Origin of the sequence: Mycobacteroides saopaulense (genome assembly GCF_001456355.1) — a bacterium.
GTDB lineage: Bacteria > Actinomycetota > Actinomycetes > Mycobacteriales > Mycobacteriaceae > Mycobacterium > Mycobacterium saopaulense.
The window spans coordinates 550232-562621 of the sequence record NZ_CP010271.1; the positions used below are offsets into that span (position 1 = coordinate 550232).

The following is a 12390-nucleotide window of genomic DNA, read 5'->3' on the forward strand; positions in this document are numbered from 1 at the left end:
GGCACTCATGACTTCTCACCTGCCGGCAGGGCGTCGAGCTCGGCAGGGGAGTCCTCGTCGATTGGCCCCGACAGTTCGTCCTCGTCATCGTCGGTGACCGGCTCCGGCGGCTCCTGGGCGACGCGCGCGTCTTCGGCGTCGTCGTCCACGACATCGTCGGCTTCCAGGGTGAACATGCGGTAGATCAGGGCAAGTGTGAATGCGGCGACACCCATGGTGATGACGATCGCGGTCAGGATCATGCCCTGGGCCAACGGATCTGCCACCGTGGTGCGGCCCGCGGACTGGCGGCCGATGATCGGCGGATTGCCGGAAGGACCACCCACGGTGAGGATCAGCAGATTCACCGCATTTCCGACGAGAAGCAGGCCCAACACCATGCGGGTCAGGTTGCGTTCCAGCATCAGGTACACGCCGCACGCTGTCAGGGCGCCGATGATGATGAGCAGGCCGAGATTGGTCATGATGCGCGCACCCCTCCTCGATCGCGCGGAGACTCTTCGAGCTCGACATCCAGGCGCGCGCCCAGGCTGCGCAGCACATCGAGCACCAGGCCGACCACCACCAGGTAAACGCCCAGGTCGAAGAAGATTGCGGTCACGATCTTGACGTGCCCGAACCCCAGCACATCGAATTGAATTGTGGCCGAGGACAACACGGGAGCACCCAGCAGCATCGAGACCAGTGCAGTGCCGCCGGAGAAGGCCAGGCCGAGGCCGAGGATCTTGCCGGCGTCAAAGGGCAGCGTCTCACCCAGCTCGTAGCGTCCGCCGGCGAGATAGCGCAGGACCAGGGCCAAGCCAGCCGTCAACCCTCCCGCGAAGCCACCACCCGGAACGTTGTGCCCGGCGAAGAAGAAATAGAACGACAGCACCATGACAAGCGGAAAGATCAGCCGCGTCGCGACTTCGAGAACCAATGATCGGTGCTTGGGATCGCGCAGCTCGCTGCCGCGCAGCCAGATCCCGGATGCCACCACGACATCGGGTTGACCGGCGGCATCTCCGACGCGGGGGGCCCTACCGAAACGTCTGTGCCGGAACATCAATGAGGCCACACCCGTCGCTGCGACCAGTAGCACCGAGATCTCGCCGAGGGTGTCCCATGCGCGAATGTCCACCAGTAGAACGTTCACCGTGTTGGCGCCGTGCCCGCGCAGGTACGCCGCCTCGGGGAGTAGATCGGCGATCGGGCGATCGCGGCGGGCGGCCATCGCGTATACCCCGAGCGCGGTGACCGTGCAGCCGACTGCTATCGCCAGCATGGCACGCGGTAGCCGGAATCTGTTGGCCTGCTCTATATCCGATTCGGCGGGCAGGGCGCGCAGCACCAACACGAATATCACCAGCGTCAGCGTTTCGACCAGGAACTGCGTCAACGCCAGATCCGGCGCACCGTGCAGCGCGAAGATTACTCCGGTCCCGTAGCCGGTGATGCCTACCAGCAGCACCGCGGCCAGACGGTTGCGCATGACGGTCGCACCGAGCGCGGCCGCCAACATCAGTAGGCCGACCACCCCTTGCAAGGGAGAATCCCAGAGTTTCAGATGTGCCTGGTCCCGGGCGCCGAGTGCCAGCACAATCGTCGGCAGCATCACCAGGGTCACCAGAATGGTGGCCTGGGTGAACGGGATCGAGCCTCGTTGGGTCAGCGCCGTCAGTCGCTGGGACAGCACGTCGGCGCCGCGCAGCACCGCGTCATACCCGCGGTCGGCATTGCCCAGCGGATTGACGGCGAGCCGCGCCCGGCGCAGGCGCCCCCGTGAGAAGAACGCGGCGATACCGACCGCGAACGCAATGGCGGTGAGCAGCAGTGGAACTCCGAAGCCTTCCCAGATGGCGATATGGGCGTCCACGGGATCGGCGTAGCTGCCCAGTGCCCAGTTGAGCCAGTCGGGCAGTATGCCGGCCGCGACACCCGCCATCGATAGCAGCGCGGGTGCCACCAGGAAGGCGGGAGCCGGCGCGTGCATGCCCTGCACACGCGCACTGGGTTCGGGTAAACCCTTGCGGGCGAATGCCCCCCACATGAATCGCATGCTGTAGGTGATGGTGAACATCGAACCGATGACAATCCCGGCCAATACCCAGGGCGCGGCCGAACCGAGCACCTGGCTGTGCAGCACCGTGGCGAAAGCCAGTTCCTTGCCGACAAATCCGAGGGTGAACGGTACTCCGGCCATACTTGCCGCGGCGAGGGCGGCGATCACCATCAAGTCCGGACGACGGTTGCCCAACCAGGCGAGCTTGCGGATGTCGCGGGTGCCGACGGTGTGGTCGACGATCCCCACCACCATGAAGAGTGCGGCCTTGAAGAGGCCATGCGCGCACAGCATGACCAGACCGGCCAACAGGATGTCGGGGTCACCGGTTCCGGTGAGCACCACCAGGAATCCGAGTTGGCTCACGGTGCCGAAGGCGAGAATCAGTTTGAGGTCGTACTCACGCAGCGCACGCCAGCCCGCCAGGATCATCGTCGCGATGCCCAGTATCAGCACAACCGGACGCCATGGTGTCGCTTCGGCGAACCCGGGCGACATGCGGGCCAACAGGTAGATGCCGGCCTTCACCATGGCCGCGGCATGCAGGTAGGCGCTGACCGGGGTAGGCGCGGCCATGGCGCCCGGGAGCCAAAAGTGCAGGGGCACAATGGCGGATTTACTCAGCGCGCCGACCAACACCAATACCAGGCCCACGTTGGCTGCCATGCCCGCGGGCGGCTGGGCGATGAGGTCGGACAGCAGGAAGCTGCCACCGACGTGACCGAGCACGATGACCCCGACCAGCATGGCCAGACCGCCGGCGGTGGTGACCAGCAGTGCCTGAACCGCCGCGCGCCGACTCGCGAGGCGTTCGGCATAGTGGCCCACGAGCAGGAATGACAACACGGTGGTCAATTCCCAGAAGATGTAGAGCAGCAGCAGATTGTCGCTGATCACCAGGCCGAACATGGCGCCGGAGAAGGCGACCAGCTCGGCAGCGAAGCTGGGAAGGCGAGGTTCCATGTGCCCGTCGCGGTGTCGGAAGTAGCTCGCACAGTAGAAGAGCACCAGTGACCCGATACCGAGCACCAGCACACTCATGATCGCGGCCAGGGAATCGAAGCGCAGCACGATGTCCATGGCCAGCTCGGGTACCCACGGGATGTCCACCCGGATGCCGGGCCCACCGCCGGGCCATCTTGCCAAGACCCAGATCAGCGAACCCAGGGGGACCAGGGCAAGGGGATAGAACGCCAGTCGGCCGACACGCGCCACAAGTAGCGGCGCCACCGCGGCCGCCAGGGCGTGGGCAAGCAGAATGGCAAGCAAAGGCACTCCCGTCTATCGGTTGTTGGGCGGGGTGTCGTGGTGACTAGTTTACGGGGCGTCCGACGATCGGCGCGACGCAACCCTTTTCAGCGGTTGTCAGCAAACGCGCGCAGTGATGCCACCTGCACGGGATCCAGCGACGGGCGCACAGTGGTCCGCGCGGTTTCGATATCGGCGACGGTGACATCGGCAGCGTCGATGGATCGCCGCATCGCCGCCATCGCGGCCTCGCGCAACAACGCCGCGCAGTCCGCGGCCGAGAAGCCGTCGAGTTCGGCGGCAAGGGCATCTAGATCCACATCGGCGTGCAGCGGTACCGATCGGGCCGCCGTCTTGAGGATGTCTTTGCGGGCCTGAGCATCCGGCGGTTCGACGAACACCAGACGCTCCATGCGACCGGGACGAAGCAGGGCCGGGTCGATGAGCTCCGGCCGGTTGGTGGCGCCGAGCACCACCACGTCGCGCAGCGGTTCGACCCCGTCCAGCTCGGTGAGCAGGGCGGCCACCACGCGATCGGTGACACCCGAGTCGAAGCTCTGCCCGCGCCGCGGCGCCAGTGCGTCCACCTCGTCGAGGAAAACGAGCGACGGTGCCGAATCGCGCGCTCGCCGAAACAGCTCGCGCACGGCCTGCTCGGAGGCCCCGACCCATTTGTCCATCAGCTCGGCGCCCTTGACCGCGTGCACCGACAACCGGCCCGAGCTGGCCAGCGCACGCACCACGAAGGTCTTGCCACAGCCGGGTGGACCGTACAGCAGCACACCGCGGGGTGGATCCACGCCCAGGCGTTCAAAGGTGTCGGGATGTTGCAGCGGCCACAGAACCGCCTCTGTCAGGGCCTGTTTGGTCGCCACCATATCGCCGACGTCTTCGAGAGTTATCGAGCCTACGGCCACCTCCTCGGTGCTGGACCGAGACAGCGGACGGATCACCGACAGCGCACCGACAAGATCCTCCTGGCCGAGCGCCGGTGCACTGGCCTTCTCGCTGGCGCGGGCGGCGGCGCGCAACGCCGCCTCCCGTACCAGCGCGGCCAAGTCGGTCACCACGAATCCGGGCGTCCGCGCTGCGATCTCATCGAGCTGCAGGTCCTGCGACGGCACCTTCGCCAAGAGGACCTCGAGTAGAGACTTGCGGGTGGCGGCATCCGGCAAGCTCAGGCCCAGCTCGCGGTCGCAGAGTTCCGGAGTGCGCAGCCGCACGTCGATGCGGTCGGGATGCGCGGTGGTCGCGATGAATGCCACGCCGGAAGTGGCTACTGCAGAACGCAACTCGGCGAGAATGAGCGTGGCCACGGGCTCGGCGGTCGCCGGCAGCAGGGCGTCGATATCGGAGATCAGTAGGACTCCGCCGGATTGCCGTATCCGGCTCACCGCCTCACGGATCGCGTTGAGGCGGCTGTCGGGCGTGGTCGCCCCTACCTCAGGCCCGTCCAACTCGACGAGTGTGCGCGACGCACAGACGGCCCGCGCCAGTGTGGCCTTGCCGACGCCCGCCGGGCCCGATATCAGCACGCCCAGATTGGGTTGTGCACCCAGCGTTTTCAGTAGGTCCGGCTCGTCGAGGGCAAGCTTGAGCCATTCGGTGAGTCGTGCGGCCTGCGCCTGGGAGCCCTTGAGGTCCTCCACGGATATTGTCAAGAGTGGGTCCGAGGGCGGGGCAATGTCGACTGTGGTGTTCGGAGCCTGCGCCGTCGCCGGCAGCGTGGCGGGATTTGGCGGGGCCGAGCCCTGCCAGCTGACAAGCGAATTAGGTTGCACGCTGACGGGCCCGCCGGGGTCGACCGCGGTCACGGTCAGCAGTTCGGAGGTCCAGGTGATTCCCACCGATCGGGCCAGCGCCGACGTCGCCTCCGATGTGGATGTGCCGGGCCCCAGGTCCCGTGGCAGCAGCGAGACGGTATCGCCGACTGTCATCACCTTGCCCAACAAGGCCAGCCGAAGCGTCGCGGACGAAACGGACTGGGTGGCGAGTGAAGAACCGCTTACCGTGACCGATCGTGCGCCGTACACCGTCGCCGGCGCGATGATGACCGACGCGTCCTCGCGGAGCCCCGCGTTCGAGAGTGTCACGTCGTCGAGCAGGGCGGTTCCGGCCGGGATCGAGCGCGGCGCGATTCCGACCACGGCGGCGGTAGTACGCGAGCCGGTCAGAGAGATCGCATCCCATTCTCGGATACCCAGGGCTGCAATAGCTTCCGGATGAAGCCGGACCACACCGCGTCGTGAATCGACTGCCGACGTGTTGAGGCGCGCGGTGAGTGTGAGGGAGCTCATGCGGCCCTAGCGTGGCCTGCCGGGGCGGCGCAGGCCCAGACGTTCGGCGGTGCGCCGCTTGGGCAGTGCTGCCTGGCGGAAGGCGCGTCGCTGATCCCGTCGCTGATCACGGCGAAGGTCCCGCCGCTCCTTGGGCTTGGCGTCCCAGGATTCGGGCCGTGCCGCGACCCATCGCTGACTGCGCCAGGCGAAGGGGATGTGCGCCAGGTAGACCACGATCAGGACCAGCAGCAGCACGTACGGATACTGCAGCAGCAAGGCCGCGGCGACCGTCACCAGCGCCAGGAGCAACACCACCATCCGGGGCGGCACCGACACGGATTTCATGGCAGCGGTGGGTATCTGGCTGACGATGAGCATGGACACGAAAACCATCCACCCGCATATCGTCCACACCGACGACCACCATCCGTCGCCGAACTGCAGGTATGCGGCCAGCGGAGCAAGCACCATCAGTGCTCCCGCGGGGGACGGTACGCCGACGAAGTACTCCTTGGTGAACGCGGGCGCGGTGTCGTCGTCGAGCAACGTGTTGAAGCGTGCCAGCCGCAGCACGATGCACACCGCGTAGAGAAGCGAAAAGACCCATGCGGTAGGGGTATCCGCCAGCAGCGAGATGTACAGAACCACTGCCGGGGCGACACCGAAGTTCACCGCATCGGCCAGCGAGTCGATCTCGGCACCCATCCGCGACGTCGCGTCCAACAGCCGGGCGATCCGGCCGTCGAGGCCGTCGAGGATCGCCGCCGCGGCGATCAACGTCAGCGAGATGTATGGCTTTCCGTCGAAGGCGAACTTGATCGACGACAACCCACCGCAGATCGCCAGTACCGTCATCACACTCGGCAGGATCCGGATGTGTACGGGGCGCTTCGCGGACGCGGCTTGATTCATCGCCGGCTGCTTACGCGTTATCCGTCGACGAGGGCAGCTCGGCGAGCACGGTCTCCGCGCCGACCGCCCGTTGTCCCTGCTGGACAAGAATTTTGGAACCCTCGGGCAGATAGGTGTCGACCCGGGAACCGAATCGGATCAGACCGTAAGTGTCGCCGATGGACAGCTGGTCACTCACCTTGGCGTGACAGATGATGCGGCGCGCGATGAGCCCGGCGATTTGCACCACGACCACATCGTGTCCGGTGCGGGTGCGGATCTGGACACTGTTGCGCTCGTTGGCGACGCTGGCCTCGGCGCGATCGGCCGACAGGAACTGTCCGCTGCGGTGGATCACGGCGATGGCCTCGCCGGCGACGGGAACACGCTGCACGTGCACGTCGAACACCGACAGGAAGATGCTGATGCGGGGCAGCGGCTCTGCGGGCAGTCCCAGCTCCGGCGGCGGCACCGCACGATCGACGAGGCAGATCTGCCCGTCGGCGGCGGCGACCACCACATCGGCACGGTTGGGCGGGATACGGGGCGGGTGCCGGAAGAATCCGGCGCACGCGCCCGCGAGGGCAAGGCCCGTTCCGCGAATCCAGCGGTTCTTGAACCCGAGGCCGGCCAGTCCCAATCCGCCGGCGATGAACGGAAGACCTGCCGGATGGATCGGGGGGATGGTCGAGCGGAAGAGTTCGACGATATGCGGAATGCCGGAGTCCGGCTCTGAACCTACGGGGCGGGGGCGTCTTGCCACCGGACCATCCTAGTGATGTGGCCGGCGTGCTGGGACAGCACAACGGACACATCAGACCCCGATGCCGGTCACGGCGACCGTGATCAGCTCAGATTCCACACACTGACCGTCGTTCCCGCGGCAAGTTCGGTGACGTCCTCGGGGATGTCCAGCAGGCAGTTCGAGACCGCCAGCCAGCGCAGATGGTGCGATGCGGGAGGTCCGACGGCGGTCACGGTGCCCTTGTCGGCGTCCCAGCATCCGCGTCGGAACTGTCGCTTACCCGCCGGGGCGGCGATCGGATCGGTGAGGACCGCTTCATGGTGTGGCCGCGCCGGGTTCAATCCCATGGCCGCACGCAGAGGTTCGCGGATGAACACCTCGAATGACACCAGCGCGCTGACCGGATTACCGGGCAGTGTGAGCACCGGAACACCGTTCACGTGTCCCGCCCCCTGCGGCTTACCCGGCTGCATGGCCACCGATACGAACTGGACGCCGGCATCGGTGAGTGCGTCCTTGACCACCTCGTAGGCTCCGGCGCTCACCCCACCGGTGGTGATCACCAGGTCGGCTTGCGCGCCGAATTCTTCCAGCACGGAAAGGAATTGATCGACGTCATCGGCGACGGTCGGCGCCAGCACGGCGTCGGCGCCTGCTTCCTGGACGGCCGCGGCCAGCATGACCGCGTTGGATTCGTAGATTTGTCCCGGCTTCAGTGGTGTGCCCGGAGGTACCAACTCGCTGCCCGTCGAGGCGATGACCACGCGGAGGCGCGGGTGCACGGTGAGCTCTTCCAGGCCGAGCGCCGCCGCTAGGCCCAGCGCCGGTGCGGTGAGTCGGGTGCCGACGGCCAACACCGTGTCGCCCGCCCGAACGTCCTCACCTGCGCGTCGGACGTGCTGCCCGGCCCGGGGTTCCTCGGTGATGATCACCGTCCCGGTACCGCCGTCGGTGACCTCGACGGGCACCACCGCGGTGGCTCCGGCGGGAACGGGCGCCCCCGTCATGATGCGGTGTGCGGTGCCGGGCTTGAGGGTCAGTTCGTCGGTGCGCCCGGCCGGGATGTCCTCGGTGACCGGCAGTGTCACCGGGTTGGTCGGGGAAGCCCCCGCGAGGTCTTCGTACCGCACCGCGTAGCCGTCCATCGCCGAGTTGTCGAACACGGGCAGATTCAGCGGTGCCACGACATCGGCGGCAAGCACCAGTCGTTCGGCCGCGCCGACCGGTATGCGTACGGGCGTGGGTGCCTCGATCAATTCGGCCACGACTTGCTGGTGCTCTGCGACGGAACGCATCGGCTCATTATTGCCCGAGCCGCCAGCGCATACCGCACGCAGGGGTTTCCCCGAATTGAGTGCACCCGGTATGCCCTCGACGTGCGGTGCCCACGGCATGGCGGGAAAATAGCGCTATGACGGTCGGCGGAGTGCTCTTCGACATCGACGGGGTCCTGGTGACCTCGTGGGAGCCGATCGACGGCGCGGCCGAGGCGCTCAAGGCCCTGGAGAGCGAGGATGTTCGTCGTTGCTTCTTGACCAACACCACCTCCCGCACCCGCGTACAGATCGCCGAGTTGCTCACTGCCGCCGGGCTGGCGGTTCCCGCCGACGAGGTGATCACCGCCGCCATGCTGACTGCCGACCACGTGATCAACCAACATCCGGGTGCGCGCTGCTATCTGCTGAATGACGGTGACATCACCGCCGATATGCAGGGAGTCGACTTCGTCGAATCCCTCTCCGATGATCCCGACGTGATCATTCTGGGCGGGGCGGGCCCGCAGTTCGATCATGTGGCGCTGAGCCGGGTGTACGAGTTGATGGCGCAGGGGACTCCGGTGGTCGCGATGCATCGGAACGCGGTGTGGAGCACTCGCGAGGGACTGCGCGTCGATACCGGCGTGTACCTGGCGGGCATGGAGCAGGTGTCGGGGCGTAAGGCCGTCGCCGTCGGCAAGCCCGCGCCCACGGGATTTCAACTGGCCGCCGAGCGGATGGGCTGCGAGCCGGATCAAGTCGTGATGGTGGGGGACGATCTCCACGTCGACGTGCTCGCCGCACAGGTTGTCGGAATGACAGGCGTGCTGGTGCGGACCGGGAAGTTTCGACAGGACACCCTCGACAGATGGGCCGCCGATCAATACGCCATGCAGCCGGCATATGTCGTCGACTCGGTCGCGGATCTGCCGGCGTTGTTGTCGGCGCTGTAGTCCAGAATCGGCGACATGATCGATCACTTCGGTATCAATTGTGCGGATCTGCCCGCGGCGGCCGCGTTCTACGACAAGGTGCTCGAGGTCCTCGGGTTCACCCGGCAGATGGATTTCGGGGTGGCCATCGGATACGGGACGGCAGGAAAGCCTGACTTCTGGATCGGTGGTGGCGAGGTTGCTAACCGTCCCAATCGTGAAGTCCACATCGCTTTTTCGGCCGCGAGCACCGAAAAGGTCGACGAGTTCTTTGCGACCGCCACGAGCGAGGGCGCCGAGGTGCTGCACGCGCCGCGGTTATGGCCCGAGTACCACCCCGGGTACTACGGCGCCTTCGTGCGCGACCCCGACGGGAACAACGTGGAGGCGGTGTTTCACGGGGCAGCGCCCGACTAAGCCCCGGGGGTGACGATCGGTGCCGATGCGGTAGCCGGTTTCCGGGTCGGTGTCGCGGGTTTGACGGCTGCCGCGCCATCGGGCATCACGATGGGCGTCGGCGTGGTGTCCTGCTGGTCGGCCGCTTCGGTATCGGAGTCCGGCTCGGGCGGCCAATCCACGTTTGTGGGCGGCCAGCTCTCGGCCTTGTCGCCGCCGGTGGCGGCCGCGGGAGGAGCGCATCCCTGCGCTGCGCCGAAGTCGCCGGGACTGCAGTTGTCGGCCCGCGCCACAGATGGCGGGCAGGCGATGAGGCTCGCGCATACTGCGGTGGCGGCGATCAGCCGCGCCACCCGGCGCCGTTCCTGTCGAGTGCTCGCAGTGCTCATAGGGAGAGGATGTCTCCGTACACGTTGACGCTGTCATCGGATTTGTCGGTGTCGATCATGGCCGTCGTGAAGAACCGGATGGAGACGGGCCCTCCGCAGGCATCCACTTTGACGTGGGCATCGTGAACGACGATCTCGCCGGTGCGTCCCTTGAGCGCCTTCTTGCCCAGCACGATGTTCTTGATGGTGCCCGGTAGGAGATTGACCGAGATGCTGCCGTTCACCTCGGCGTACGGGCCGATCATGGCCAACAGGTTGCTGCCGCCGGAAAAGCCGGGATTGACCCCGGCGTCGGCGCCGACATCGACGCTCCCGCCCTCGCTGAGGTCGATCTGGCAGCCCAACTGCAGCCCCATGACCAGCGTGCCGGAATTGACCGCAATGGCGCCGTTGCCATCGATGCTGGCGGCGGCCTTCCCGGTGACGAACCCTTCGCGGGTGAACGCCGTCGCGGCCATGTTCGGCACGGAGTTGATGGCCATCCGCGTCAGGGAGGCACTCAGGTGCCAGCCGTCGTCGGTGACGGCCGACTGGGTGACGTCGCCGACCGGCAGCGGGTCCGCCGCCGCTAGCCCCGGTCCAGCCAAGAGTAATGAAATAACAAGGGCAACAAGAGAAGTAATTTTGCGCACGAACCTGCCTTAGGTCAAGGGGTGGCCAAGCTCGATGATCCGCGACGAGCGTATTGACCGCGGCTGTGGGATTGCTGGTATCGAACGCCGGGAGAACTGTGAATGATCGGGGGTGGGCAGGCTCACTGATCTGCGGCAGGATGCAATCGTGACCGCACACTGGACGACTGCCGACATACCCGACCAGACTGGACGCGTCGTCGTCATCACCGGAGCCAATACCGGCCTGGGCCTGGAGACGGCTCGAGCGCTGGCCGGCGCCGGTGCCCAGGTGGTCCTTGCGGTCCGTGATCTGGAGAAGGGTGCCGCCGCTGTCGATGAGATCAAGAAGACCGCACCCGGAGGCAACCTCGCGGTGCAGCGCCTGGACCTGTCCTCTCTGTCGGACGTCAGGTCCGCAGCTCGACAGCTGAGCGCCGACTACCCGCGTATCGACCTGCTGATCAACAACGCGGGTGTGATGTATCCGCCGAAGGGCGCCACGGTGGACGGGTTCGAGCTGCAGTTCGGCACCAACCACCTGGGGCATTTCGCGCTCACCGGGCTACTGCTGGAGAACCTCACCGCCGTGCGTGGTTCACGCGTGGTCACCGTCAGCAGCAATGGCCATAAATTCAGGGCCGCAATACATTTCGACGATCTTCAATGGGACCGTAGCTACAGCAGGGTGGGAGCCTACGCGCAGTCCAAACTAGCGAACCTGTTGTTCACCTACGAGCTGCAGCGCCGCCTTGCGGCGGCTGGGGTCGAGACGGTGGCACTGGCCGCGCATCCCGGTGCATCGGGTACCGAGCTGATGCGGCATATCACCTTCGGCCCGGAGGCGCTCAGTGCGGCGGCGTTGAAGCTCGCGCAGAGTCCGGCGATGGGGGCATTGCCCAGTCTGCGTGCCGCCACGGACCCGGCGGCATCCGGCGGTCAGTACTACGGGCCTTCCGGCTTCGGAGAGCTGCGCGGGTATCCGAAGGTGGTCAGGTCCACCAGGCAGTCACACGATGAAGCTCTGCAACAACGTCTTTGGTCGGTCTCGGAGGAGCTGACGGGAGTGCGGTTCCCGGTCTAGACGAAGAAGTTGTCGTGACCGATGAACCACTGAGTCCGCTGTTCATCGGTCATGTCGGCCAGTTCGCCGAAACCTTCGAAGTATCGTTGCCGGGGAGCTCCCGGTGCGAACAACATCAGCATGGAAGCTGCCTCGCCCGAATCCTTTTGGAAGGCATGCAGACCACCCGGCGGCACGAACAAGAAGTCGCCCGCGGTCGCGTCAACCCACTCTTGGCCGTTGTACAGCCGCCATGCGCCGGACAGTACGAAGAACGCCTCCGACATCGCCTTGTGGAAATGCGTTGCCGCGCCGAAACCTTTCACCGGTCCGGCATCGATCCGATACAGCCCGTAATCGCCGGCCGTCGATTGTTGAGTGGCCAGATAGCTGTATCGGACGGCGTCGCCGCCGTCGGGGGCGTAGTCGGGTGGATCGGTTGCCGGTCTGAACGTCGCGCTGATCTCGCCGGTGTCGCCGTGATACCGAGGTTCGGGGTATCCAGAAACGATCAGTGACATGCGCTCCACGCTACGCGC

12 protein-coding genes are annotated in these 12390 nt (G+C 66.2%); 3 read left to right on the plus strand and 9 right to left on the minus strand.

All coding sequences use genetic code 11. The features are described 5' to 3' along the window. Positions 1-5 precede the first annotated feature (5 nt). The 6 genes from MYCSP_RS02770 to moeA all read right to left on the minus strand — a co-directional run bounded on the left by MYCSP_RS02770 (position 6) and on the right by moeA (position 8499). Positions 6-464: a Na(+)/H(+) antiporter subunit C gene (locus tag MYCSP_RS02770; protein WP_088413136.1), complete on the minus strand. Its 459-nt coding sequence runs from the start codon at positions 462-464 to the stop codon at positions 6-8. After that, positions 461-3310 carry a Na+/H+ antiporter subunit A gene (locus MYCSP_RS02775; protein WP_088415401.1) on the minus strand — a complete coding sequence of 950 codons (2850 nt, stop codon included), beginning with the start codon at positions 3308-3310 and terminating at the stop codon, positions 461-463. Before MYCSP_RS02775 ends, MYCSP_RS02770 begins: the two co-directional genes overlap by 4 nt. 86 nt (positions 3311-3396) lie before the next feature. Beyond that, the gene (locus MYCSP_RS02780) at positions 3397-5586 is read right to left on the minus strand and encodes an AAA family ATPase (RefSeq protein WP_070913431.1); all 2190 of its coding nucleotides are present in this window, start codon (positions 5584-5586) and stop codon (positions 3397-3399) included. A 6-nt stretch (positions 5587-5592) separates the two neighbouring features. Next, the gene (gene pssA, locus MYCSP_RS02785; protein WP_070913430.1) at positions 5593-6480 is read right to left on the minus strand and encodes a CDP-diacylglycerol--serine O-phosphatidyltransferase; all 888 of its coding nucleotides are present in this window, start codon (positions 6478-6480) and stop codon (positions 5593-5595) included. 10 nt (positions 6481-6490) lie between these two features. Further along, the gene (locus MYCSP_RS02790; RefSeq protein ID WP_083017719.1) at positions 6491-7222 is read right to left on the minus strand and encodes a phosphatidylserine decarboxylase; all 732 of its coding nucleotides are present in this window, start codon (positions 7220-7222) and stop codon (positions 6491-6493) included. Positions 7223-7305: 83 nt separating this feature from the next. Further along, the gene (gene moeA / locus MYCSP_RS02795) at positions 7306-8499 is read right to left on the minus strand and encodes a molybdopterin molybdotransferase MoeA (RefSeq protein ID WP_088415403.1); all 1194 of its coding nucleotides are present in this window, start codon (positions 8497-8499) and stop codon (positions 7306-7308) included. A 116-nt stretch (positions 8500-8615) separates the two neighbouring features. Between moeA and MYCSP_RS02800 the strand changes: the two genes are divergently transcribed. Further along, the gene (locus MYCSP_RS02800; RefSeq protein WP_083017721.1) at positions 8616-9413 is read left to right on the plus strand and encodes an HAD-IIA family hydrolase; all 798 of its coding nucleotides are present in this window, start codon (positions 8616-8618) and stop codon (positions 9411-9413) included. Between the two features lie 15 nt (positions 9414-9428). Then, entirely contained in the window at positions 9429-9809 is a 381-nt protein-coding gene (locus tag MYCSP_RS02805; protein WP_083017723.1) for a VOC family protein, read from the plus strand. Here MYCSP_RS02805 and MYCSP_RS02810 read toward each other — a convergent pair. Next, on the minus strand, positions 9806-10177 hold the full coding sequence (locus tag MYCSP_RS02810; protein WP_070913426.1) for a hypothetical protein: 372 nt from the start codon (positions 10175-10177) through the stop codon (positions 9806-9808). The genes MYCSP_RS02805 and MYCSP_RS02810 overlap by 4 nt on opposite strands. Next, a complete protein-coding gene (locus MYCSP_RS02815; RefSeq protein WP_083017725.1) occupies positions 10174-10764 on the minus strand; it encodes an MspA family porin in 591 nt (196 codons plus the stop codon). The genes MYCSP_RS02810 and MYCSP_RS02815 overlap by 4 nt, the downstream gene beginning before the upstream one ends. Positions 10765-10957: 193 nt before the next feature. Here MYCSP_RS02815 and MYCSP_RS02820 point away from each other — a divergent pair, with 193 nt between their 5' ends. Next, the gene (locus MYCSP_RS02820; protein WP_070913522.1) at positions 10958-11872 is read left to right on the plus strand and encodes an SDR family NAD(P)-dependent oxidoreductase; all 915 of its coding nucleotides are present in this window, start codon (positions 10958-10960) and stop codon (positions 11870-11872) included. Here MYCSP_RS02820 and MYCSP_RS02825 read toward each other — a convergent pair. Then, positions 11869-12372 carry a cupin domain-containing protein gene (locus tag MYCSP_RS02825; protein WP_088415405.1) on the minus strand — a complete coding sequence of 168 codons (504 nt, stop codon included), beginning with the start codon at positions 12370-12372 and terminating at the stop codon, positions 11869-11871. The two genes, MYCSP_RS02820 and MYCSP_RS02825, sit on opposite strands and share 4 nt — an antisense overlap. Positions 12373-12390 lie beyond the last annotated feature (18 nt).